Origin of the sequence: Allobosea vaviloviae (genome assembly GCF_001298265.1) — a bacterium.
GTDB lineage: Bacteria > Pseudomonadota > Alphaproteobacteria > Rhizobiales > Beijerinckiaceae > Allobosea > Allobosea vaviloviae_B.
On the sequence record NZ_LGSZ01000020.1, the window covers coordinates 1 to 24681 of the forward strand.

Annotated in this window: 23 protein-coding genes; 12 read left to right on the forward strand and 11 right to left on the reverse strand. The window is 66.0% G+C overall.

Translation table 11 applies throughout. The features are described 5' to 3' along the window. Positions 1–318: 318 nt before the first annotated feature. Positions 319–774 (reverse strand): helix-turn-helix domain-containing protein, encoded by a 456-nt coding sequence (locus tag AE618_RS03505; RefSeq protein ID WP_054207677.1) that lies wholly within the window; start codon positions 772–774, stop codon positions 319–321. 67 nt (positions 775–841) lie between these two features. Here AE618_RS03505 and AE618_RS03510 point away from each other — a divergent pair, with 67 nt between their 5' ends. Then, positions 842–2044, forward strand: a complete 1203-nt coding sequence (locus AE618_RS03510; RefSeq protein WP_054207678.1) for an MFS transporter — start codon at positions 842–844, stop codon at positions 2042–2044. Positions 2045–2148: 104 nt separating this feature from the next. Next, positions 2149–2295 carry a type II toxin-antitoxin system PemK/MazF family toxin gene (locus AE618_RS29220; protein ID WP_432704483.1) on the forward strand — a complete coding sequence of 49 codons (147 nt, stop codon included), beginning with the start codon at positions 2149–2151 and terminating at the stop codon, positions 2293–2295. A 1201-nt stretch (positions 2296–3496) separates the two neighbouring features. Here AE618_RS29220 and AE618_RS27775 read toward each other — a convergent pair. From AE618_RS27775 to AE618_RS03545, 5 genes are all read right to left on the reverse strand, one after another. After that, on the reverse strand, positions 3497–3703 hold the full coding sequence (locus tag AE618_RS27775) for a hypothetical protein (protein WP_156330078.1): 207 nt from the start codon (positions 3701–3703) through the stop codon (positions 3497–3499). A 153-nt stretch (positions 3704–3856) separates the two neighbouring features. Continuing rightward, complete coding sequence (locus tag AE618_RS03530; RefSeq protein WP_054207681.1) at positions 3857–5098, reverse strand: L,D-transpeptidase family protein; 1242 nt, start codon at positions 5096–5098, stop codon at positions 3857–3859. Positions 5099–5380: 282 nt separating this feature from the next. Then, entirely contained in the window at positions 5381–5893 is a 513-nt protein-coding gene (gene ldtR / locus AE618_RS03535) for a transcriptional regulator LdtR (protein WP_054207682.1), read from the reverse strand. Positions 5894–6098: 205 nt separating this feature from the next. Further along, complete coding sequence (locus tag AE618_RS03540; RefSeq protein ID WP_054207683.1) at positions 6099–6548, reverse strand: DUF6163 family protein; 450 nt, start codon at positions 6546–6548, stop codon at positions 6099–6101. Between the two features lie 2 nt (positions 6549–6550). Continuing rightward, entirely contained in the window at positions 6551–7606 is a 1056-nt protein-coding gene (locus AE618_RS03545; protein ID WP_054207684.1) for an enoyl-CoA hydratase/isomerase family protein, read from the reverse strand. A 223-nt stretch (positions 7607–7829) separates the two neighbouring features. Here AE618_RS03545 and hemB point away from each other — a divergent pair, with 223 nt between their 5' ends. The 8 genes from hemB (at position 7830) to AE618_RS03585 (ending at position 16130) form a co-directional block, all read left to right on the forward strand. Then, positions 7830–8879, forward strand: a complete 1050-nt coding sequence (gene hemB, locus AE618_RS03550; RefSeq protein WP_054207723.1) for a porphobilinogen synthase — start codon at positions 7830–7832, stop codon at positions 8877–8879. A gap of 178 nt (positions 8880–9057) precedes the next feature. Further along, positions 9058–10422, forward strand: a complete 1365-nt coding sequence (locus tag AE618_RS03555) for a branched-chain amino acid ABC transporter permease (protein ID WP_054207685.1) — start codon at positions 9058–9060, stop codon at positions 10420–10422. 24 nt (positions 10423–10446) lie between these two features. After that, positions 10447–11691, forward strand: coding sequence for a threonine ammonia-lyase (locus AE618_RS03560; protein ID WP_054207686.1), 1245 nt, complete (start codon positions 10447–10449; stop codon positions 11689–11691). Positions 11692–11747: 56 nt separating this feature from the next. Next, positions 11748–12221 carry an RDD family protein gene (locus AE618_RS03565; RefSeq protein WP_054207687.1) on the forward strand — a complete coding sequence of 158 codons (474 nt, stop codon included), beginning with the start codon at positions 11748–11750 and terminating at the stop codon, positions 12219–12221. A 73-nt stretch (positions 12222–12294) separates the two neighbouring features. Further along, a complete protein-coding gene (locus tag AE618_RS03570) occupies positions 12295–13041 on the forward strand; it encodes an arginyltransferase (protein ID WP_054207688.1) in 747 nt (248 codons plus the stop codon). Between the two features lie 167 nt (positions 13042–13208). After that, the gene (locus AE618_RS03575; RefSeq protein ID WP_054207689.1) at positions 13209–14234 is read left to right on the forward strand and encodes a DUF2336 domain-containing protein; all 1026 of its coding nucleotides are present in this window, start codon (positions 13209–13211) and stop codon (positions 14232–14234) included. Positions 14235–14432: 198 nt separating this feature from the next. Then, positions 14433–15425 carry a DUF2336 domain-containing protein gene (locus AE618_RS03580; protein ID WP_197280667.1) on the forward strand — a complete coding sequence of 331 codons (993 nt, stop codon included), beginning with the start codon at positions 14433–14435 and terminating at the stop codon, positions 15423–15425. Positions 15426–15524: 99 nt separating this feature from the next. Next, positions 15525–16130, forward strand: a complete 606-nt coding sequence (locus AE618_RS03585; RefSeq protein ID WP_054207691.1) for an outer membrane protein — start codon at positions 15525–15527, stop codon at positions 16128–16130. A 260-nt stretch (positions 16131–16390) separates the two neighbouring features. Here the strand turns inward: AE618_RS03585 and parC are convergent, their stop codons facing one another. After that, on the reverse strand, positions 16391–18637 hold the full coding sequence (gene parC / locus AE618_RS03590; protein WP_054207692.1) for a DNA topoisomerase IV subunit A: 2247 nt from the start codon (positions 18635–18637) through the stop codon (positions 16391–16393). A gap of 131 nt (positions 18638–18768) precedes the next feature. Here parC and AE618_RS03595 point away from each other — a divergent pair, with 131 nt between their 5' ends. After that, positions 18769–19560: a DUF1003 domain-containing protein gene (locus AE618_RS03595; protein WP_082364975.1), complete on the forward strand. Its 792-nt coding sequence runs from the start codon at positions 18769–18771 to the stop codon at positions 19558–19560. Here the strand turns inward: AE618_RS03595 and recO are convergent. Then, positions 19467–20210 (reverse strand): DNA repair protein RecO, encoded by a 744-nt coding sequence (gene recO, locus AE618_RS03600; protein ID WP_054207693.1) that lies wholly within the window; start codon positions 20208–20210, stop codon positions 19467–19469. The two genes, AE618_RS03595 and recO, sit on opposite strands and share 94 nt — an antisense overlap. Before the next feature lie 142 nt (positions 20211–20352). Next, positions 20353–20736 carry a tautomerase family protein gene (locus tag AE618_RS03605; protein WP_054207694.1) on the reverse strand — a complete coding sequence of 128 codons (384 nt, stop codon included), beginning with the start codon at positions 20734–20736 and terminating at the stop codon, positions 20353–20355. 120 nt (positions 20737–20856) lie between these two features. Between AE618_RS03605 and AE618_RS03610 the strand changes: the two genes are divergently transcribed. Continuing rightward, entirely contained in the window at positions 20857–21705 is an 849-nt protein-coding gene (locus AE618_RS03610) for a LysR substrate-binding domain-containing protein (RefSeq protein ID WP_054207695.1), read from the forward strand. A gap of 55 nt (positions 21706–21760) precedes the next feature. Here AE618_RS03610 and AE618_RS03615 read toward each other — a convergent pair whose 3' ends face one another. After that, positions 21761–23995 (reverse strand): RelA/SpoT family protein, encoded by a 2235-nt coding sequence (locus tag AE618_RS03615; RefSeq protein WP_054207724.1) that lies wholly within the window; start codon positions 23993–23995, stop codon positions 21761–21763. Between the two features lie 244 nt (positions 23996–24239). Next, positions 24240–24632, reverse strand: a complete 393-nt coding sequence (rpoZ, locus tag AE618_RS03620) for a DNA-directed RNA polymerase subunit omega (RefSeq protein WP_054207696.1) — start codon at positions 24630–24632, stop codon at positions 24240–24242. Between the last annotated feature and the right edge of the window lie 49 nt (positions 24633–24681).

The following is a 24681-nucleotide window of genomic DNA, read 5'->3' on the forward strand; positions in this document are numbered from 1 at the left end:
GGCTGACGGCCAGCCCTGGGCACGGGGCGTGGAGTGTGGGGCGAACACCATTCCAGCCGCTAGGCGGGCTCCTCCTGGTTCACGCCTGGAATGCGGGGGTGGCCCCCGTCCCCCCGCTTGCGGGGGGGAAGGGTGCGGGACGGGGGCCCGCAAAGCCTGAGCACAATCCTTCATCGTCGCGCCGAGCGGCACTGCCCCCCACCCCGGCCCTCCCCACCGCAAGCGGGGGGAGGGAGCAGCCAGCGTCGCGCACGAGGCGCTTGAGACGATTTCCTTGGGGACACGGCCGACAAGATTGGCGGCCGGCTGCAGCGGGGGTCAACGCCGCGGGGCCGTCTTCAATCCTTGCGCCGCCTGCTTTCGTGACGGGTGATATGCAAGCGTACCCTGCGTGGCCGAGGTCAGCAGTCCGCGAAAGGTCGGGCATTCCAGATGCGTCGGCGCCGGACAATCGGCGATATGGCGCAGCATGTCGCGCAGCGAAGCCAAATCGCGGATCTGGCGTTCGATCTCGTCTGCCTTGGCGCGAAAGCGATCGCGGGGCAGATCGGCCCGGCCATTGCCGCCGAAGATGGCGGCGATCTCGACCAGCGAGAAGCCGGCCGCCTTGCCGAGGCCGATGAGCGACAGCTTCAGCAGCACATCGGCATCGAATTGCCGGCGCAGGCCGCTCCGCCCGAGAGATTCGATCAGGCCGATCTCCTCGTAATAGCGCAGCGTCGAGGCCGGCACGCCCGAGCGCCCGGCCACCTCTCCGATATCCAGCACAGGCATGCTTGACCTCAAGTTGACTTGAACTTGTAGGCTCTCCCCAACGCTCGATTGGCGCAAGGGGGAGATCATGGAAAACCTGCAAAATGCGATACCGACACCGGTCTGGCGCGACCGGCGCGCCATCGCGCTGCTGATGGCGGCATCGCTGACCACGATGGCCAATGCCACGATCAGCCCGGCCCTGCCCGGGCTGGAGCGTCTGTTCGCCGACGATCCGGACGCTGCGCTGCTGACGCGGCTGCTCGTCCCGGCACCATCGCTCAGCGTGGCTCTGTGCGCGCCCTTCGCAGGCCTCCTGGCCGACCGATTCGGGCGACGCAGGATGCTGCTATCAGGCACGATCCTGTTCGTGATCGCCGGATGCGCCGGCCTTGTCCTGCCCGACCTGCGCACGATCTTCGCCAGCCGCGTCGTGCTCGGCCTAGCGGTTGCCCTGATCATGACGGCGCAGACCGCCTTGATCGGTGACTATTTCACCGGCAGGGATCGAAATGCGCTGACCGGGCTGCAGATCTCGGCCCGCAATTTCGGCGGCCTGATCTTCATCTCGCTCGCAGGTTGGGTCGCGGCGATCTCGCCGCGCCTGCCCTTCGCGATCTACGGTCTCGCCGCCGCCTTCCTGCCGCTGATGTGGATCGCGATCGTCGATCCCGTCCGGCCGGTGCAAGCGGTCGCCGTGCATCCGGACGCTTCTGCGGCGGATCGCCCCTCCTGGCGGGTGCATCTGGTTTTGCTGATCCTCCTGCAAGGCGTCACCAACCTGATCTTCTTCATCATGCCGACCCAGCTGGCGTTTTTCTTCAACGCGAAGGGCTACGACAGCGCGATCATGACGGGCACGGCGCTGGCTGCGCTGATGCTGACGGGCGGGAGCTTTGCACTGCTCTATCCGCGGCTGCAGCGCGCAGTGGGCCATGCCGGCCTTTTCATCCTGGGCTATGCTGCGATGGCGCTCGGCTTCATGCTGCTGCCGCTGGCGACGGGGGCACCCGCCTTTCTCGCGGCGACGGCGGCGATCGGCGCTGGCTATGCCCTGGTCTCGCCCGGCTTCATCGCGCTGGCATTGGGCCTGGCGCCGACCCGGAGCCGGGGATTGGCGGGCGGCCTGCTGACCGCTTCGATCTTCATCGGCCAGTTCTGTTCGCCGCTGCTGAGCACGCCGGTGGTCATCGGCTACGGCTTCGATACCCTGTTCCATGGCACCGCGCTCATGCTCGCAGCCATGACGGTCGCGGCGGCAGCGGCAAGCCGGCTGCGCAGGAGCGCTTGACGGATCAAGGGCCTCCGCCGCGTTGCCGCTGCTGATGCCGCAGACGACGAACTGACGCCCTTCCTCGATGCCGCACTTGCCGATCTCGCCGACGGGGACGGTGCGTGACACGCTGCGACATCGTCACCGTCGCGATGACGGGCGATGTCGGAAAGCCCCGCCCTGCCCTCGTCGTGCAGGCCGACCCCTTCGATCAGACCGGCACGATCACCGTCCTGCTGATAACGGGAACGCTCGTCGAAGCCCCCTGATCCGCCTGCCAGTCCAGCCCGAGCCGCAGAAAGGCCTGCTTAAACCCTCGCAGACCCAGATCGACAGGCGATGTCGGTCCAGCGGCACCGGGTCGGCACCGTCGTCGGGCGACTCGACGATGCGTCCATGCTGGCGGTGACGCGGTCGCTGGCGCTGCTTCTTGGGATTGCGTGAGAGGGGCGCGGCTCGTGAGGAGGCACGCAAGGTCTGAAACCGACCCATAGCCGACATGCTATCTGATGAGCCACGTCCCGTGCTGCGGGCGATCTACGACATAAGGCCTGCCGGTGCAGATCGGCGGGCCTTTCAATTGACAGAAAATAGCCGACCGATGTAGATTGCAATAAAAATCAAGATAAATACTATAGAAACGGCAAGCAATAAACTGTTATACACCTTCAACATTCTACCTACAATGTAGACTGCCAAAATTAAAATTAAAATAGTGAACTCATATTGCTGAAATATAGTCAATATCACAGCAAGGAAGACTGTGAAAATATTAAGGTCCAAGCACGCCTCCAAAAAAACAGCGTAGGCAGGTCATCCAAGGTCACTCGGTTCCACCCTCACCATAGCGCCGCTCAAAACCCCTGCCATCCTTTTCGCCGGTCAAGCCCTGCCGTCCCCACCAGCGAAACAGGTGGGCGGCTGGGCTTCTGCTATCGACCCGTTGCGGACCTCGCAGCGAGTCTTAATCTCGCATCAGCGCCGAGGGACCTGATGACCCGAGGGAAACAAGACTGGCTCTCCCAAGAAACTGACGGTCATGGTCCCAGCCAAGAACCCGCGCTCTCCAATGTTCGGGATCCCCGCGCGACAAGGAGAATGCGCGTAATAAACATCGACGTAATTCGTATCTATCTGACCCCTAATCACAGCCAAAATATCAAATCTTACTTTACTAAACACAGATGTGACTTCTCTTTTGCCCATCTGTCGAGTTCGGATGCCTTCTTCGATCTTTCCGACACTGACTTCGAGGATGATTTTCGCATCGCGCTCTAAAGGCGGGGAGGGGAAAATAGTGTGCCATGAGGGTCCACCCGGCATGCAGGCCATAGCCGCATTGTTCAAAACGCAAACAAAAAATGCCGTCGCGGTAAATCTCACTGTTAACCTCACAGGATAGTTCGACGCCCGCGACAGCGTAGCACGAACATCTCCTAACGACCCATTTCGGAAATCGAGCAGGCAAAGTTAGCCCGGCATGTTTCGATTGATCCGCTCGCCGAAGGCCTTGAGCTCGGCGGCGGATTCAGCATCGTTGGCCGTCGCCACTTCCCGGTACAAATCTTCACCAGACAGCACCTTTTCTCCCTCGCGGGTCAAGATAACCGCCGAGCCCTTGTCAGCGGCACTGTCGTCAGGCTTACGGCGTCCCAACAGTCGAGCTAGCGCATTCAAGAGACTTCTCATGATTCTATGATGCCTCGAATTGATGGCTGCTTCCGACCCAAACCCGGCTCCGTAGCTCGGGCGGCAACTCGCACTCCCCCCAACGAAAAACCCGCCGTCACCGGCGGGTTTCCTCGTCTTAGACGGCTCGCAAAAAGCCGCTCAGATGTCCTGCTCGCCCTGCAGGGCGGCGACGGGGGCCGGGCCCAACCCATCCTTGTTGTAGATGTCGTCGCGGAACTGGACGCCGCCGTCGGGGGTCGCCCAGGCGGTGACATAGACCCAGTAGCACGGCACCGGCGTGCTGATGCGGGCATTGATGCGCTCGCCGGAGGCGATGACCTGATCGATCTTGGCGCGGTCCCAGCCGGGGGTGTCCTTGAGCAGCCAGGCGATGTAGTCGCGCACGTTCTGGACGCGCATGCAGCCCGAGGAGACGAAGCGGAAATCGTCGCCGAAGATGCCCTTGGCCGGGGTGTCGTGCATGTAGACGCCGTGCGGGCTCGGGATGTTGATGCGCACGAAGCCCAGCGAGTTGAACTCGCCGCCGGGGTCCTGCCGGAAGGTGTAGCGGGTCGCCTCGTCGGAGTTCCAGTTGACGCGCTCGGGCGCGATCTCCCCGGAGGGGCCGATGATGCGGATCTTGTTCTCGGTGAGGTAGCTCGGCTCCTTCCTCATCTTGGGGATGAGGTCCTTCTTGATGATCGAGGCCGGCACCGTCCAGGTCGGGTTGAAGTTGACCTCGGGGATCTTGGTCGAGAGCAGCGGCGACTGGCGGTCGATCTTGCCGACGCCAGCCGCATGACGGGTCGCAACGACGCCGTTCTCGACCGTCTCCACCATCGCGGCGGGGATGTTGGCGACGACGTAACGGCCGCCGAGATTGCCGGACCAGGAGCGCAGGCGCACGACATTGGTCTCGAGCTGGCGGATGCGGCGGTCGATCGGCACGTTCAGCGCGGCGACCGTGGCGCGGTTGATCGCGCCGGTCGTGGAGAGGCCGACGCGGGCCTGGAAATTCCGGACGCCGGCTTCGACATAGGAGTCGTAGACATTGCTGGTGCCGGCATTGGCATCGAGGTCGCCGGTGATGATCAGGCGCTGGCGCAGAGCGACGACGCCGGGACCGCGCGAGCCGACGCCGAGCTTGTCGCCGAGCTGCACGGGCTGCCAGCCGCCGCGGGCTGCGAGATCGCGATAGGCGACGATCGCGGCTTCGGTCGCCTGCAGCGATTCCGGCGAGAGCATCGGGGTGTGGGACCGGGCAACAGCATTGCGTGCACCCGAATCGTAGCTCTGGCGCCATTCCGCCTGTTGGGCGAAGGCAGGCACGGCCGTGGTCGCAGCGGCGCCCGAAAGCAGCGCGAGTACCGTTTCACGGCGGGGCAGGCTCTTCGTCGACATCACGTCCCTCTCAAACTCGTCCATCTTGCCCGTGCGCAGACATCGCGCCACAAGAATACTGCCGCCCCGCTTTGCAAGGGCGGTTCCATCTCCAGGCGAGGCTGCCGTAGCACAGTTAACGTGGCGTGATGAGAGCGGCGAATTTAGGGCATGGGCGCGCCTTGCGCATGCATGGCAAAAGCTTGGACGGACCTGTTGCAGCGCGGACACGGCAAAGCCCCCGGCGATCAGCCGGGAGCTTGGCAGGCCGGATTGGGCGCCGAACCGAACGAAGAGCCGGTTTCAGAGCTTGTAGCGGATCTGGTCGGTCCAGAAGCGCTCCAGGCGCAGCAGCGCGTTGTTCATACGCTCGAAGTCGTCGGGCGCGATGCCACCGATCTGCTCGACCGTGCGCACGTGCTTGTCGTAGACGCCCTTCACGAGATTGTGCACTTCGGCACCCTTCTCCGTCAGGCTGATGCGCACCGAGCGACGGTCGATGCGCGAGCGGGCATGGTGGAGATAGCCGAGCTCGACCAGCTTCTTGACGTTGTAGGAGACGTTCGAGCCAAGATAGTAGCCGCGGGTGCGCAGTTCGCTGGCGCTGAGCTCGGCATCGCCGATGTTGTAGAGCAGCAGGGCCTGGACGCTGTTGACGTCGTCACGGCCGCGACGCTCGAACTCGTCCTTGATGACGTCGAGCAGGCGGCGATGCAGCCGCTCGACGAGGGTGAGTGACTCCAGGTAGAGAGGCTTGACCTTCAGATCAGCTTCTTCAGACTTTTCGACGACCGAAGTCTTGACGCTCGTTTTCATGGTATATCCCGCCTGTTGACTGCCGGTCAGGATTGATCTCCCGATCCGCTTCTGAGAAACACCGTATGCGGGCCGGATGAAAACGAGTTTAAATATCAGGATGAATCAGGGATTTACCCCTTTGGGTGAATGCAAAGTGAAGCCAGAAACGCTTAAGCTAAAGCGTTTGTTACCGTGACTCGGCGCCATCGACCGGCGCGCACGATCAGGAGCCTTCGTTCTCCGCAGCCCATGTCGCCAGGAAATAGGCGAGAATCGCGGCGACATAGCCGCCGGCGAGCCACGGCGTCATCGGCAGCAGGCGCGGGAAGAAGAAAGCAAGCAGCAACTGGCTGATCGCCGCCAAGAGCCAGAGCACGCCACCCCAGGTCGAAGTCAGCCAGAGGCCGACGGCCGCGACGAGGTCCATCACCGCGAAGTAGACCGTGATCGCCTGGAAGGAGAGCAGGCGCGCCTCGAAGGGTGGCTGTTCCTCGCCGACCAGGCCGAAGATCACCGCCCAGGCCAGAAGACCCTTGGCCATCCAGAGCACGGAGAGGATGCGCAGCATCCAGACCAGCACGCCGCGCCAGCGCGTCGAGACGGCCTCGACGCCGCCGGAGGCATGCTCGGAGCGGGCACCGCGCAGGACGTCTCCATCTCCACCGAGGCCCAAGCTCAGGACTCCAGCACGAGTTCGTCGGCGCCCAGAGGCGCGAAATAGGCTTCCGTCGCCGCAGGATCGAGCGCCTCGATCGTGGCTGGCTGCCATTGCGGCGCCTGATCCTTGTCGATCAGCACCGCCCGCACGCCCTCGTAGAAATCGTGCGCGCGGATGACGCGCGAGACGATGCGGTACTCGGTGCGCATCGCCTCCGCAAAATCCATCCCCGCGCCACGCCGCATCTGCTCGAAAGCGATGGCGATGCTGGTCGGCGATTTGACGGCAAGCGTCTGACGAACCTTACCGGCGAAGGCGCTGCCGTCAGCGGCCGCCCTGTCGAGACGCGCCAGCACGTCGGGCAGGCTCGTGGCGCCGAAGCACTCTGCGATGGTCGCCCGCTCTGCGGCGAGCTTCTGCGGGCCGGGGTCCTGAGCGAAGCCGCCGAGAATGTCGTCCAGCGCCTCGCGCCGCGTCAGGGCTTCCGCCAACTCGGCCATGCGCGCGCTGGGAACGGCGTGGGTGGCAAGCCCGATGGCCAGCGCATCCGCCGCACCGACACGGTCTCCGGTCAAGGCGAGGTAGACGCCGGTGGCGCCCGGCAGACGCGGCAACGCATAGGTCGCGCCGACATCGGGGAAGAAGCCGATCGAGACCTCAGGCATGGCGAAGAGGTAGCGGTCCCCGGCGATTCGGTGGCTGCCATGCAAGGATATGCCGACACCGCCGCCCATGACGATGCCGTCGATCAGCGAGATATAGGGCTTGGGGTAGTGCTTGATACGCGCGTTGAGGACGTATTCCTCCCGCCAGAAGCGCAGCATGTCCTCATGCTCGCCGGCGCGTCCCTGATCGTGCAGGACGCGGATGTCGCCACCGGCGCAGAAGGCTTTCTCGATCGCGCTGACGAGCACGACGCGTTCGATCTGCGGATCGTTCTCCCAGTCGTCGAGCGCGCGCAGCAGCGAGAGCACCATCGGCCGGTTCAGAGCGTTCAGCGCCTTGGGCCGGTTGAGAATAACCATGCCGGCGGCCCCGCGCTGCTCGCAGGTGAAATAGGCCTCGTCCGACATAAGGCATCCGTCCCCGATCGCTATGACGTGGCTGCGTTCTGGGCTTTGGCGGCGGCGCTTGTCAACGCGCGCTCAATGCGTGCTCTTGCACCGCCCCGATCCGCAATTGTGACCAAGGGCCCTATTTTGGAACGGTTCCGATGTGCTAGGACTGCTGCCAGCGGAATGGCCGGCGCGCGAGCGCGACGAGGGCATGACGCGTTTCGCTGAGGCTGGATATCTCATGGATTCTCGGGTCGTGCGGCCTTTTCCCACCCCTTCGGCACGCCAGGGCGAGGCCCCTTCTCTCGGCCTGACCAGGCGCATGCGCCGCAACCGCAAGGCGGAGTGGTCGCGGCGGCTGGTTCGCGAGACGCGCCTCACCACCGATGACCTGATCTGGCCGATCTTCCTGATGGATTCGAGCGAGGCGCGCTCGCCGGTCGACTGGATGCCGGGCGTCGACAGGCTCAACATCGACGAGGCGGTGCGCCAGAGCGTCCATGCGGCCTCGCTGGGCATTCCCGCGATCGCGCCCTTCCCCTTTGTCGAGAAATCGCTGCGGGACCCGACAGGCTCGGAAGCGCTGAACGCGCGCAATCTGATGTGCCGCGCGGTCAGGGCGATCAAGGCCGAGGTGCCCCAGATCGGCATCGTCTGCGACGCTGCGCTCGACCCCTACACCTCGCATGGCCATGACGGCGTGATGGAGGGCGAGCGCGTCCTCAACGACGCCAGCGTCGCGATCCTGGTGCAGCAGGCGCTGGCGCTGGCGGATGCCGGCGCAGACGTGATCGCGCCGTCCGACATGATGGATGGCCGCGTCGGGGCGATCCGCGCCGCCCTCGATGCGTCCGGCCATGAAGATGTGCAGATCATGGCCTATGCGGCCAAATACGCCTCGGCCTTCTATGGGCCGTTCCGCGACGCGATCGGCACCAATGCGACGCTGATCGGCGACAAGCGCACCTACCAGATGGACCCGGGTAATTCCGACGAGGCCATCGCCGAAGTCGCGCTCGATCTCGACGAGGGCGCCGACATGGTGATGATCAAGCCCGGCCTGCCTTATCTCGACATCGTCGCGCGGGTGAAGGACCATTTCCGGGTGCCGACCTTCGCCTATCAGGTGTCGGGCGAGTACGCGATGATCGTCGCCGCCGCCCGCAATGGCTGGCTCGACGGCGACCGGGCGATGATGGAAAGCCTGACAGCCTTCAAGCGCGCCGGCGCCGACGGCGTGCTGACCTATTTCGCGCCGCAGGTCGCGGAAAAGCTGAAGGCGGCGGGCTGACCGGCTCCACTCCTCACCAAGGCGCAGTGTCGTCCCGGGCGACCGTAGGGAGACCCGGGACCCATTCCGGAACCTGTCCGGCAAATGCTCCGGAATGGGTCCCGGATCTCCGCTTCGCTGCGTCCGGGACGACGGCGCATATTTCAAAGCGGAAGGGCGAGCGCTACCGTCGCGCGACATGCGCCATCTGCTTCCGTCGATTCTGCTCGTTCTGGCCCTCGCCTCCTGCGGCGAGCGTTTCGACACGGACCAGATGCGGCTCTGCCGGCAGGCGATCCCGGCGCTCAATCCGCCAGGTGCCGCGATTGCGATCGATCGGGTGCAGGACGGTGCGCGCCCCCATATGCTGGGCATCAGCTATAGCGTTTCGACACCGGGCGGTGTCGCCAGGCGGCGCAGGATTGACTGCCTGTTCGCGGGCGAGGGTCAGGCGCTGACGCGCGGCGCGCTGATCGGCATCGCCGCCGACGGGCGGCCGATGAGCGATGCGAGCTTCTACCTGCTGCGGCGCTTCTACCTGGAGAATCGCGAGGAGCCGCCGCCCGATCCCGGTGCATCGCCCAGCGAGGCGCTGCCGGAGATTGCGCCCGCGCTGGCCTATGGACTGCAGCAAGGGCTGAGCGCCCTGCCCTCGGCGGCGACCTACGCGCTGCTGGCCTGTGCCTATGCGCTGATCTACGGGCTGACCGGGCGCATCGTCCTGAGCTTCGGCGAATTCGCGGCGCTGGGCGCGCTGAGTGCCGTCGTCGGGGCGGCGCTGCTGGTCGCCTATGCGGCCTCGACCCCGGCGACCGGGCTCGTCGCCGCCTTCATCGTGGCGATTCTGGTCTGCGCGCTGCATGGCTTCGCCATGGGCCGCTTCGTGCTGCGTCCGCTCGAAAGCCGCTTTCACGACGATACACTTGGCCGCCAGGCTCCGGGCCAGCAGGTGCTGATCGCGACGATCGGGCTTGCCATCGCGCTGTCGGAATATCTGCGGCTGGCGCAGGGGGCCAATCTGCGCTGGCTGCCGCCGGTCTTTAACGAGCCGCTGGCCCTGGCGCGTGCGGGCAGCTTCATCGTCACCGTCACGCCGCTGGGGCTAGCCGTCGCCGCGGCGGGCTTTGCGGTCACGCTCGGCCTCATCCTGCTGATCGCGCGCTCGGCCTATGGCAGGGCATGGCGCGCGGTCTCCGACGATGCCCGCACCGCGGCGCTGTTCGGCGTCGATCCCCGCGCCGTGCATGACAAGGCGCTGATCCTCGCCTGCGCCGCCAGCGGCATGGCGGGCGTCGTCGTCACCGCCGTCTATGGCGGCATGGGCTTTGCCGGCGGCTTCTCGCTCGGGCTGAAGGCGCTGGTCGGCTCGATCCTCGGCGGCATCGGCTCACCCGCGGGCGCAGCGCTCGGCGGGCTTTGCATCGCACTCTTCGAAGTGCTCTGGTCGTCGACCATGCCGATCGATAACCGCGATATCGCCGTCTATTCGCTGCTCGCCGTGGTGCTGATCCTGCGCCCCGGCGGGTTCTTCGGCGATGGCGCGCTGGCGCCCCGTCAGGTCTGACTGCTCAACAATGGAAGCCCTGCCATGAGCGAGCCCTTCGCGATCACACCCGAGGATGTCGAGGAAGCGGCACGGCGCATCGAGGGCCATGTGCTGCGCACCCCTTTGGTGCCGGCGCCGCGCCTCTCCGAACTGACCGGCGCGACTGTCATGGTCAAGCACGAGAACATGCAGGCGACCGCCTCCTTCAAGGAGCGCGGCGCGGTCAACAAGCTTTTGACGCTGGATGATGACGCGCGCGAGCGCGGCGTCATCGCGATGTCGGCGGGCAACCATGCCCAGGCGGTGGCCTATCACGCCCGCCGCTTCGGCATTCCAGCGACCATCGTGATGCCCGAGACGACGCCGCTGGTGAAGGTCGAGAATACGCGCAGCCACGGCGCCCGCGTCGTGCTGCATGGCGAGACGCTCTACGAATCCGCGCAGAAGGCGCGCGAACTGGCCAGGGCAGAGGGACTCGCCTTCGTCCACCCTTATGACGATCCCGCCGTGATGGCCGGCCAGGGCACGATCGCCCGCGAGATGCTCGACGACGATCCCGATCTCGACGTCCTGATCATCCCGCTCGGCGGAGGCGGGCTGATGGCCGGCAACGCTGTCGCAGCGAAAGCCCTCAAGCCCGAAATCGAGCTGATCGGCGTGGAAGCCGCACTCTACCCCTCCTTCTTCAACGCCGTGAATGCCGAGGATCTGGCGATCGGCGGAGCGACGCTGGCGGAGGGCATCGCCGTGAAGACCGTCGGCGTCCAAACCCTGCCGATCGTCTCGAGCCTCGTCTCCGACATCGTGCTCGTCGGCGAGGACCTGATCGAGCGCGCCGTCTACGCTTACGCCAGTCTTCAACACAGCCTGGCGGAGGGGGCCGGAGCGGCCGGTCTCGCGGCCATGCTCCAGGAGCCAGGGCGCTATGCCGGGCGCAAGGTCGGGCTCGTGCTCTGCGGCGGCAATATCGACACGCGCCTGCTGGCTGCGATCATGGTGCGCGAACTCGAGCGCGAGGACCGCATCGTCGCCTTCCGCCTGACCACGAGCGACCGGCCGGGCCTGCTCGGCAAGGTCGCGAGCCTGCTCGGCGAGCAGGGCGCCAACATCCTCGAGGTCAGCCATGGCCGGCTCTTCCTCGACGTGCCGGCCAAGGGCGTGACGCTCGACGTCACCGTCGAGACCCGCGGGGCCGAGCATTCCGCCGCGATCGAGACCGCCCTGCGAGAAGGCGGATTCTCGCCGCATCGCGTCCTGCCGCGTGGCCTTGCAGAACCGGGCCGCTGACCAGACATTGGGGAGGCGGGCAGTCAGGCCCGTTCATGACAGGACCCGAGACGCCGATGACCGACCCACGCTACAGCCAGCCTCCGATCGTCGCGGTCGGCAGCCGCCCCGTTCAGGACGTCAGCGGCGTGCTCGGCTCGCGCATCTTCGCCTGGATCGGCGACGCGATCGTCGTGTTCTTCCTGACCAGCCTGATCGCGACAGTGCTGTTCGTGCTCGGCATCGTCACCTTCGGCGCGACCTGGCTGCTGATCCCGATCGCCGTGGCGGCGACGGCCTTCGCCTATGCCGCGATCACCATCGGCGGCCCGCGCCAGGCGACGTTCGGCATGCGGATGGCGGGTCTGCGGGTCGAAACCGTGACGGGCGGGCGTCCGGACGGTCTTGCGGCGGCCGTCCATGCGCTGCTGTTTTATGTCGCCGCCGGCACGGTCGGCCTGTGGGTGCTCGACATCCTCTGCGGCGTTGTCCGCAGCGACCGGCGCCTGGGGCATGACCTGCTGACCGGGCTGGTGGTGGTGCGCGCCTGAGCGCGACGGCTCTTGTTGACGTCGCCGCTGCTGCTACACTGAGCGGCGACCCCGCTTCCGGAGCAAGCCTGACGTGACGCGCCCGTTGCGGGATGCCCCGCAATTCTACCTGACGTCGCCGACCACGTGCCCCTATCTGCCGGGGCGCGAGGAGCGCAAGGTGTTTACGCATCTCGTCGGCGCGCGGGCGCGCGACCTCAACGATGTCCTCAGCCATGGCGGCTTCCGGCGTTCGCAGAGCATCGCCTACCGGCCGGCCTGCGAGACCTGCCGCGCCTGCATTTCGGTGCGCGTCGTCGTCGATGATTTCCGGCCATCGCGCAACTTCAGGAAGGTCCTGTCGCACAACAGCGATTTGATCGGCGAGACCCTGCCGCCGCGGCCGCGATCGGAGCATTACTCCCTGTTCCGGTCCTATCTCGACGAGCGCCACCCGGAGGGCGGCATGGCGACGATGTCGGCGCTCGATTTCGCGATGATGGTCGAGGACACGCATGTCGAGACGACGCTGATCGAGTACCGTCGGCGTGGGCCCGACAGCGGCTTCACCGGTCGCGGCCGCGGCGATCTTTTCGCGATGGCGCTGACAGATACGCTCAACGACGGTCTGTCGATGGTCTACTCGGTGTTCGACCCCTCGCTGGAAGCGCGCTCTCTCGGAACCTTCATGGTGCTCGATCACATCGAGCGGGCGCGTCGGCTGCGGCTGCCTTACGTCTATCTCGGCTACTGGGTCGATGGCTCGCCTAAGATGGCCTACAAGGCTCGTTTCGTGCCGCAGGAGCGCCTGCTGCCGCAGGGTTGGGAACGCGTCGGCTAAAACCGCCGCCCGAGCTCGCTGACCAGCAGCACCAATGACCAAACGTCATGCTGCATTAGATTTTATTCACGTCATTGCGGCAGACTGGTTGAACAGCGGCCATCGTTGGCACAGTCGGTCACGCCTTGCGCAAGCAAGGCGTACTACAGCAAAGGCTCGGGGTCGTCATGCCGCACTCCTTGTTCAAACTCGCCGCCGAGACCTCCTCGGATGCACGGCGCCGATTGCTGCATGCCGTGACCGACCTGTTTTTGCGCGATCCAGAGCCGACGGGGATGTCGAAGCATCACTATGGCGAGATCGCGCTGCAGGCTTTGCCGCATCTCGATGTCGAGGCGCGCCAGGGCTATGCCGACGAGGTCGCTGCCGAGCCCAACCTGCCGCGCAGCGTCGCCAATGCCCTGGCCGGCGACCCGGAGAGCGTGGTGGCGCGACTGGTGCTGCGCCTGTCGCCGGTGCTGACCGATGGCGACCTCGCCGCCATCGCCCTCAACCAGTCGCAGGAGCATCTCGCCGCGATCGCCGAGCGTGTCCGCCTCTCGGAGGGGCTGACCGAAATCCTGGTCGAGCGTGGCGACAACGACGTGCTGAAGACGGTCGGCGCCAATGAAGGCGCAGTCTTCTCCGAGAAGGGTTTCGACCGCCTGCTGGAGCGCGGGCGGGACGAGCCAGCGGTACCGCGGGCCGTTGCCATCCGCTCGGATCTGAACGGGGGGCGGGCCGAGCGCGTCATGCGCCTGCTGGTCGAACTCGGCGAGGACGATGATCTCGCGTTCCAGCCTGCCAGCGAGGCTGCCGCCATCGCGCGCCAGGCACGCCGGCAGCGGCTCGAGGTGAGCCAGCTTCTCAAGGATCTGGAGTCGAAGACGCGTGTCGTCGACGACGTGCTGATCATGCTCGCGGAAGAAGACCGCGCCTATCATCTCGCCCAGATCATCGCCCGCACCTCCGATATCGCCGTCGAACAGGCGCTCCGGGCCCTGCTGAGACGCGATGGCAGCGGCATCGCGCTGGCCTGCCGCGCGCTCGATGTCGGTTCTCAGGCTTTTGCCGCAGTCCTCAACCTGCGCTCGCGGCGCCTGATGTTCGCCAACAAGGACACCAAGGAGGATTTGCGCCGCTATGCCGAGATCGACATGAAGGCGGCGGAACGCGGGATGCGCCTCGTGCGGATGAATGCCAAACTCGCGTGATGGCGCGCGGCCGACGCCGGGTTCGCGGTTGGCCGTGCGGCCGATCGGGTCGGCGCATTCAGGCCTGCAGGCATTCCTCGTTTTCCTTGATAACGCACGGTCATCTTAAGGTTCGGGCAAGCGGTTTGGCGTAGGCTGCGCTGATAGCTCGGCTTGGGATATATCATGCTCAATTCATTGACCCGGATGCCCGCGGACATGTCGTCGGAGTCCCGGCGGCAGTTGCTCAATGCCGTGACCGATCTCTTTCTGCTGGACGAAGCACCCAGCGAGGCCTCGCAGGCCCATTACGGCGACATCGCCCTGCACTCCCTGCCGCATCTCGAGACCGGAGATCGCCGCGACTATGCCGAGCGCGTCTCCGCAACGCCGACGCTTCCGCGCGACGTCGCCGTGACACTGGCATCGGACCCGGATTCGGACGTCGCGCGCCTCGTGCTGAAGCTGTCGCCGGTCCTGACCGACACCGATCTCGCGGCCATCGCCGTCAGCCAGTCGCAGCACCACCTGATGGCGATCGCCGAGCGCGTGCGGCTGTCGGAAAGCGTCACGGACATCCTCGTCGAGCGCGGCGACCGCGACGTGCTGCATACGGTCAGCGCCAATGAGGGCGCGAGCCTGTCGGAGAAGGGGTTCGACCGGCTGATCGAACGCGGCGCCGGCGACAGCGGCATCAACCTCGCGCTTTCGACGCGCTCCGACCTGACGCCCAACCGGGCCGAACGGGTGATGCGCATCGTCGAGCAGCTCAGCGACGAGGGCGGTCTCTGGTCCAAGCCGAGCAGCGAGGCCCTGACGCTGGCGCGCCAGGCGCGCCATCAGCGGCTGGAGGTCAAGCTGCTCCTGGCGGACCTGGCTGCCGGAACGCGCCCGCTGGACGAGGTCATCACGGTGCTGGCGGAGGAAGACCGCGCCTTCCATCTCGCTTTGGTGTTCGCGCAGGTCGCCAGCCTGAGTACGGAGCAGTCGCTGCGGGTGCTGATGCAGCGCGACGCGAGCGGCATCGCCGTCGCCTGCAGGGCGCTCGGCCTAAGCAACGGCGCCTATGAGGCGATCCTGACGCTGCGGGCGCGCCGCCTGATCTTCGCCAAGGATCGGGTCAAGGACGATCTGAAGAGCTATGTCGAGCTCGATACAGCGACGGCCGAGCGGACGATGCGTTTCCTCAAGCTCAAGACCAAACTCGCCTGAGCGCGCTGCGCGCCACAAATCCGCGACATTCGTACCACCTCATGATAGCTTGACGTCCGTGGGACGGACGAGGACGGCTTTCGACGTGGGGTTCCGGATTTGAGACTTCCGCTTCTCTCCAGCGCGCTCTGCGCAGCCTTGCTGTTTGCAGGCGATGCGCGGGCACAGTCCTGGCTGCCCTTCACCGGCTTTGCGCCCCTGCCCTCCTTCGCCTGGTCGGAGCCGACGCTCGCACCCGGCGGCGTCAAGTGGGACGGCTCCTATGCGCGGATCTCGACAGGCTTCAACGTCACCAGCTCCAAGAGGCTGGGCACGACGGCAGGGCCGACCTTCGGGCTCGAGGCCGGCACGATGCGCCAGGAGGGCAACTTCGTCTACGGCATCGTCGGGGCGGTGGAGTACATGCCGGCCCTGGGCGGCTATGGCGCGCCGGGCTTCGGCCAGGTCGGCTATACCCGCGATTTCGCCGGAGCCTTCCAGATCAAGACCGGCGTGCTGGTGACCCCCGAGGTGCTGCTCTACACCAAGGTCGGGATATCGGCCGCCAACGAGACCCTGCGCTATGGCGCGACGCCGTGGTCGGCGCCCTTCAATCGCAGCGACATCCTGGTCCGGCCCGAGGCACGCGCCGGCGTCGAATGGGCGGTGACCAACAACCTCACGCTCGGCCTGGAAGTCGGCGTCGTCGGCCAGGCGATCCGTTGAGAGATTGATTCAGGCGGTTGCGGGAGTGATTCCGGTGGCAGGCGCAAGCCTCCGCATTTCCAGGCTTTTTTCTATCTTTACGCGTCAGGACGAGGCGCGGGGAACCCCTCTCCTGTAAGGAGAGGGGCAGGGGTGAGGTGTCGGCCCCTGGACCCGCGGAGTGCGACATCGCAGCGTCGCGGCGGTCAGGTCGCCGCCTCAATGTCCAACGGCCTACACCTCACCCTGCCCTCTCCTTACAGGAGAGGGTTCCCCGCGCCCTACCCCCCGAATTTGTTGTTCTTCGGGAAGCCCTTGGGCGGCAGGCGGCCGGCTTCGCCGCGATGGCCGAGCCATTCCATCAGCTCGCCCTGGGCCACCGTCCAGGTCCGGCCCGAGGTGTCGCGCCAGGTCAGTCCCTCAGTCAGCTTGAAGACCTTGGCGTCGGAGACGCCGCCATCCTTGTAGCGCTGCAGGCGCACGCCCTTGCCGCGGCTCATCTCGGCGACCTCCGAGAGCGGGAAGCAGACCAGCTTGCGGTTCTGGCCGATGATCGCGACATGGTCGCCCTCGGCGGGCGTCGCCAGCAGGGCCTCGACGGGCATGTCGACATTGAGAACCTGCCGGCCCTTTCGGGTGTTGGCGACGATGTCGTCGGTCGGCGCGACGAAGCCGCGACCGTCGGTCGTCACCATCAAGAGCTTCAGCCCCGGCCGGTAGGGGAAGGCCGCGACGATCTCGGCATGCTCCTCCAGCTCGATCATCAGCCGGATCGGGTCGCCGAAGCCGCGCCCGCCGGGTAGCTTCGCGGCCTCGAGCGTGAAGACCTTGCCGTTCGAGGTCAGCACCAGGACCTTGGCGGTCGTTTCGGTGAAGAAGGCCAGCCGCAGGCCGTCATCGCCCTTGAAGGTCAGCGTCGACTGGTCCTGGACATGGCCCTTGAGCGCCCTGATCCAGCCCTTCTTGGAAATGACTACGGTGACCGGCTCGCGCTCCACCATCGCCTGCGCCAGGTCGATATCGGTGGTGTCGGGCATGTCGGCGAAGCTGGTGCGGCGCTTGCCGATCGCTGTTTCCGGGCCGAAGAGCTTTTTCACCGCGCGGATATCGTGCTGGATCAGCTTCCACTGCACGGGTTCCGACGCAAGCAGCTCCTCGATCTGGCCCTTCTCGACGGTCAGTTCGTCGAGTTCGGTCTTGAGCGCCATCTCCTCGAGCTTGCGCAAGGCGCGCAGGCGGGTGTCGAGGATGGCGTTGGCTTGAACCTCCGACAGCTCGAAGAAGCGCATGAGCTCGATCTTCGGCTCGTCCTCCTCGCGGATGATCTTGATGACGCGATCGAGGTCGAGATAGACGATCAGCAGGCCGCGCAGAATTTCCAGCCGCTTCTCGATCTGGCCCAGCCGGAAGCGCGAGCGCCGCAGCAGCACGTCGCGGCGGTGGTCGAGCCAGGCGCGCAGGGCCTCGTTCAGGCCGAGCACGCGCGGTACCAGCCCGCCGGTCAGCACGTTCATGTTCATCGAGATGCGCGCTTCCAGCTCGGTCAGCCGGAACAGCGATTCCATCATCAGCGTCGCATCGACCGTGCGGGCACGGGGCTCGATGACGACGCGGATGTCCTCGGCCGATTCGTCGCGGATATCGGCGACGAGCGGCAGCTTCTTCTCGTTGAAGAGCTCGGCGATCTTCTCGATCAACCGGCCCTTCTGCACCATGTAGGGAATCTCGGTGACGATCACGACCCAGGTGCCACGGCCGAGATCCTCGACATGCCAGCGCGCCCGGGTGCGGAAGGCGCCGCGCCCCGTGCGGTAGGTTTCGGCCATCGAGGCGCGCGATTCGACGATGACGCCGCCGGTCGGGAAATCCGGCCCCTGGACGAAGGTCATCAGCTGTTCCGACGGCGTGTCGGGATGCTGGATCAGGTAGAGCGCGGCGTCGCAGAGTTCGGCGGCGTTGTGGGGCGGAATCGAGGTCGCCATGCCCACAGCGATGCCCTGCGAGCCATTGGCGAGCAGGTTCGGGAAGGCGGCGGGGAGCACGATCGGCTCCTCGTCCTCGCCATTATAGGTCTCGCGGAAATCGACCGCGTCCTCGTCGATGCCATCGAGCAGAAGACGGGCGACCTCGGTCATCCTCGCTTCGGTGTAGCGATAGGCCGCCGCATTATCGCCGTCGATATTGCCGAAATTGCCCTGGCCATCGACGAGCGGGTAGCGCTGGGCGAAATCCTGCGCCAGCCTCACCAGCGCGTCGTAGACCGACTGGTCGCCATGGGGATGGAACTTGCCGATGACGTCGCCGACGATGCGGGCACATTTCTTGTGGACCTGGCCGGGATCGAGCCGCAGCAGGCGCATCGCATGCAGGATGCGGCGGTGGACCGGTTTCAGCCCGTCGCGCGCATCGGGCAGCGCGCGGTGCATGATCGTGGACAGCGCATAGGCGAGATAACGCTCCTCGAGCGCCGATTTCAGATCGATGCGCTCGGATTCGTCCTCCGGCGGCGGATCGACCGGCTTCCCCATGGCTTGCTCACCCCCACTACGATTTCGTCCGCGCCTCTATCGCACGGCGCGAATCGCCCCGCTAGAACGATGGCGGGCGATATCCCCCTATGCAATCGATGGGGATGCGCCCGGAACCGACGGAGAGCCGCATGACGAGCCATGACCACAGCACGGACAAGGGCATCTGCTCTCTGACCGGACAGTCGGTGCCGCGGCGCGAGCTCGTCAGCATCGACGCATTGCGGCCAGCGCTGGCCGATGCGATCCGCAAGGACCATCCCGATCTGCCGGCTCATGCACTGGTCTCGCAGGACCAGATCGCGCTCTACCGCTCCCGCTACGTCAACGCGATGCTGGCGAGTGAGCGCGGCGAGATGAACGAGCTCGACCGGCAGGTCGCCGACAGCCTTGCCTCCTCCGAGCTGATCACCAGCAACACCGATGACGAAATCGACCGCGAACGGACTTTCGGCCAGCGGTTGGCCGACAATGTCGCCAGCTTCGGCGGCAGCTGGGCCTTCCTGATCTCGTTTGGCGTCGTCATCGGCTTCTGGATCACGATCAACATGACCGGCGCCACCGCCTTCGACCCCTACCCCTTCATCCTGCTCAACCTGATCCTGTCCTGCGTGGCCGCCGTGCAGGCTCCGGTCATCATGATGAGCCAGCAGCGGCAGGAGGCGAAGGACCGCGCCCGCTCGCGCAACGACTACCAGGTCAACCTCAAGGCCGAACTCGAGATCCGGCACCTGCACGAGAAGATGGACCACCTGGTCAACCGCCAATGGCAGCGGCTGGCCGAGATCCAGGAGGTGCAAATCGAGCTGCTGCAGGAATTGCGCAGCGCTCAGGCCTCGGACGCCAAGGATGCCCGCGCTGCGATCTCGACCAGCCGCGCCCGCTCCGGCGGCTCGGCCAAACCGCGCGGCTCGAAAACGTGACGGCGCAGGAAGAAACCCGTCAGCGCGAACCCGGCCGCGAGATCGGCGGCCAAGGGCTGGCGCGCGCCCTGCCCCTCGCTCAGGAAGGGCGGCAACGCCAATAGTCGATCACGCCAGGGCTCGGCTGCCTTCCGGCTGACGGCCTTGCCTGATTTCGGCGAGACATGGCTGAGATCGTCGGGCGAGCCGGTGACGGCGCAGCGCGCCAGATCCAGCCCGAAGCCCAGTTCGGCCAGCATCGCCACCTCGAAGCGCACGACCAGTGCCGGCGCCAGGTTCGGTTCGTGCAGATGCTCGATCATTACCGCCAGCGCCTCGTGCAGGCCGGGATGGGGATCGCGCTCCGGCAGCAGCCGCAGCAGGCCTGAGATCGTCGCCAGCCCATAAAGCGCGACCGGCGCCTCGATCAGCCGCGCCGCATGCGAGGCCAAAAGCTCGACCTTGTATTCGCCGAGATGCTCGTCGAGCCTGGCCCGCCAGGTCAGCGAGACGGCGTTGCCGGGCTGAAGCACCGGCTGCTGCTTTGACGAGCGGCCGCCGCGCACCAGGCCGAGATGGCGGCCATGGTCCCGCGTCATCGCCTCCAGGATCACGGCGCTCTCGCCATGCCTGCGGACGCCGATGATCGTGGCCTCGTCGCTCCATTCCATGGGATGGGTTTAGGGCAGGACACCGCAGGGCGAAACAGCGCCGGCACGTCATGGTCGGGCTTGACCCGACCATCTCGGAAACCAGAGCCCTCTCGTCTGAGAGATTCTCGGGTCTTCGCTTCGCTTCGCCCGAGAATGACGCCTAAGCCACATACTGCGCCACGCCGCCGCCGAAGGACCAATTCTCGCGCTTGACCTCGAGCAGGTTGATGAAGATGTCGTCCGGCTTCAGCCCGGGCTCCTGCTGGAGATTGGCCGCGATGGCGGCGAAGAGCGCCTTCTTCTGGGTGACGCCGCGGGTGTTTGCGACCGTGATCTGGATGATCACCAGCCCCGCCGAGCGCTGAAAGCCGAAGAAATTGGCGTCGAAGACGAATTCGTCGGCGTCGTGCTGGTGGACGACGGCGAAGAGATCGTTCTCCGGCACCTCGAAGGTCGCGCGCAAGGCGCGGTAGACGCCGTCGACGATTGTCGCGGGATGCGAGGCCGGGCGGCCGCGACGCATCGAAATCCGGATCAGGGGCATGGTCGGCTCCAGGGTACAGGCGGGGCGGCACGCCTCGCGAACGCCTGCACGCTAGGCCCCTTGCGTCGATCCTGAAACCGTATCTATGATGATAGCAATGATATGGATATTTGATCGCTCATGAACGCCACCCTGGACCTCGATGCTGTCTCCGCCTTCCTGCAAGCGGCGGAGCTCAACAGTTTCACCCGCGCGGCCGAGGCGCTGGGGACAGCGCAATCCCTCGTCAGCACGCGGATCAAGCGGCTGGAAGACGGGCTCGGACAGACGCTGCTGCTGCGGCATCCGCGCATGGTCAAGCTGACATCGGAGGGCGAGCGCTTCCTGCCTGCCGCGCGCGACCTGATGGCAGCCCATGACCGCGCGCTGGGAGCCTTCCGCCAGCCCAGCGAGCGCATCACGATGGGCATCAGCGAGCAGGCTGTCGGTGCCGAGATCCCGGCCGTCCTGGCCAGGCTCACGGCGCAGCATCCCGGCATCGTCATCAATCTCAGGATCGAGGCGTCGCGGGCGCTGGAGGCGGCGTTCGAGCGGGGCGAACTCGATGTCGCCATCATCCGCCGCCTCGGCACGGGGCGGACTGGCGAGGTGCTGCGCGAGGACGCGTTCGGCTGGTTCGCAGCGGAGAGCCTGCAGCAGCGCGCCGATGAGCCGCTGCCGCTGGTGAGCCTGATCGCAGAGTGCGGGCTGCGCCAGCATGGCATCGACGCGCTCCATCGCGCCGGGCTCGCATGGCGCGAGGCCTTCATCGGCGGCGGCATGGCAGCGGTTCTGGCTGCCGTCTCGGGCGGCATCGGGGTCTCGCCTCTGGCTGCGCGGATCGCGCCGCCAGGGGCGGTCGATGTCGGGCCGGCATGGGGGCTGCCGGCGCTGGGGCGCTCGGCGGTCGTGCTGCGCAGCCAGGTGGCGACGCCGCGCGCGAGCGCCTTCGTCAGGACGCTTGCCGCAGCGTTCAGGGCTGCAAGCTGAGCCCGCTGGCATCGGCTTTCTCCGAAAGCCGCATTCCACTTTTCAGGCCGATGCCCTACCCCACCACCCGCTCGACCCGGCTGATCACCCGCTTCTCGCGCAGTTCGCTGATGATCGCGCTGAGATGCTTCAGGTCCCAGACCGTCAGGTCGATGGTGACGTTGGTGAAGTCCTGGTTCGGGCGGTTCATCGCGACCGCGTCGATGTTGCCGTCATGCTCGGCGATGGTCGTGGTGATCTGCGCCAGCGAACCGGGCTCGTTGATCGAATGCAGCGAGATTCGCGCCGGGAAGCGCTGGGGCGCCTTGTCGTCGAGATCCCAGCGCACATCGAGCCAGCGCTCCGGCTCGTTGTCGAAGGCCGCCAGCGCCGAGGACTGGATCGGGTAGATGGTGACGCCCTCGCCAGGGGTCAGGATGCCGACGATGCGGTCTCCCGGCACGGCCCCGCCATTGGGCGCGAAGCTCACGGGCAGGTCGCCGCCGAGGCCGCGGATCGGGATCGCGTCGTCACCGGGTATCTCGGTGAGCTGCGCCTCGCCCGGCAGCTTGAACTTCAGGTTGTCGCCCTTGCGCAGCTCGAACCAGCCCTTGCCGTTGCCGGTGGTCGCGCCGGCGGATCTGGGATCGGGCGCGCCACGCTTTTCGGGCTCCAGGTCGGGATAGACAGCCTTGACCACGTCGCCGGAGTACATCTCGCCGCGCCCGACGGCGGCCAGCACGTCGTCGACGGCCGTGCGGGCGAGCCGCTTGAGGGCGGCTTTGAGCTTCTCGTCCGTGAAGGGCCGCTCGGCGCGGCTGAAGGCGCGCTCCAGGATCTGGCGGCCGAGCCCGGAATACTGCCTGCGCACGGCGGTACGGGTGGCGCGGCGGATCGCGGCGCGGGCCTTGCCGGTGACGACAAGTGATTCCCAGGCGGCGGGAGGCGTCTGCCCCTCGGCGCGGGTGATCTCGACCTCGTCGCCATTGGCGAGCTCGGTCAAGAGCGGCGCGATGCGGCCGTTGATCTTGGCGCCGACCGCGCTGTTGCCGACATTGGTGTGGATGGCATAGGCGAAATCGATCGGTGTCGCACCGCGCGGCAGCGCGATCAGACGGCCCTTGGGGGTGAAGCAGAAGACCTGGTCGTGGAAGAGCTCGAGCTTGGTGTGCTCGAGGAATTCCTCGGGGCTGTCGCCTTCCGCCAGGAGATCGACGGTGCGCCGCAGCCACTGATACGCCCGGCTTTCATCGGCATATTGCGCGAGTTCGGTGGTCCGCCCGTCCTTATAGTGGGCATGGGCCGCGATGCCGAACTCAGCGATGCGGTCCATCGTATCGGTGCGGATCTGCAGTTCGACGCGGCTGTGGCCGGGCCCGACGACGGTTGTGTGGATCGAGCGATAGTCGTTCTGCTTGGGCGTCGAGATGTAGTCCTTGTAGCGGCCGGGCACCATCGGCCAGGTCATGTGGACGATGCCGAGCACACGGTAGCAATCTTCGGGCGCCTCGACGATGACGCGGAAGCCGAAGATGTCCGAGAGCTGCTCGAAGGAGACGGATTTACGCTCCATCTTCTTCCAGATCGAATAGGGGCGCTTGCGGCGGCCGTGGACCTCGGCGTGGATGCCGCTGGCGGCGAGCTTGTCCTTGAGGTCCTTCTCGATTTCGCCGATGACGCGGCCTTCACGCTCGGTGACCTCTTCCAGCCGCTTGGTGACGGTGGCATGCGCCTCCGGCTTGATGTGGCGGAAAGCGAGTTCCTCCAGCTCCTCGCGCAGCTCCTGCATGCCCATGCGGCCGGCGAGCGGCGCGTAGATCTCGGCGGTCTCCTCGGCGATGCGCAGGCGCTTCTCGGGCGCCATGAAGTGCAAGGTGCGCATGTTGTGCAGGCGGTCGGCGAGCTTGACCAGCAGGACGCGGACATCGTCGACGATGGCGAGCAGGAGCTTGCGGAAATTCTCGCCCTGGGCCGCCTTCTTGGAGACGAGGTCGAGCTTCTTGATCTTGGTCAGCCCGTCCACCAGCCGGCGGATGTCGGGCCCGAACATGCTCTCGATCTCTTCGAGCGTGGCGGCCGTGTCCTCGACCGTGTCGTGCAGAACGGCTGCGACGATCGTGGCGTCGTCGAGCTTGAGATCGGTCAGGAGAGCGGCGACCTCGAGCGGATGGGCGAAGAACGGATCACCCGAGGCGCGCTTCTGCGTGCCATGGGCGCGCATGGCATAGACATAGGCCCGGTTGAGCAGGTCCTCGTCGGTGTTGGGATTATAGCTGCGAACCCGGTCGACGAGTTCGTATTGCCGCATCATGCCCATGGGGGGCGTCTATCCTGCCTGATCTATCGCAAATCCAAAGCATTGCTCGCGAAACAGCGCCTCCCGCCTTTTCGCGCGATGCTTTTGTCCAGAGTCCGTCAATATCGGCGCGCCTCGCATCCGCAGCAAGACCAATCTCTACGGGCAGGCATGAAAAAGCCCGGCATTGCCGGGCTTTAGCTGAACTGGTGAAGAGATCGTGCCAGATGGCCCTGCGGGCCACTCGCCGTCCGGAGGATCAATCCTCGTCGTCGGCGCTCTCGGTGGGAGGCACGAGGCCGTCGAGGCCACGCAGCAGGTCGTCTTCGCTCATGCGATCGAACTGGACCTCCGAATCGGGGATCGAGGCCCCGGGCACGGAATGGGTGAGCAGCGGCACGGTCTCGGCCTCCGGCTCGTCGACCTCGACATGCTTCTGCAGCGAGTGGATCAGGTCTTCCTTCAGATCCTCGGGCTTCAGCTTCTCGTCGGCGATCTCGCGCAGGGCGACGACGGGGTTCTTGTCGTTGTCGCGGGAGACCAGGATCGCCGAGCCCGACTGGATCATCCGGGCGCGATGGCTGGCGAGGAGAACCAGCTCGAAGCGGTTGTCGACCTTGTCGATGCAATCCTCAACGGTAACGCGAGCCATGGCGCGGCTCCTTCTGATCTTTAGCGATGCAGGGAAGATGATGTGTGCC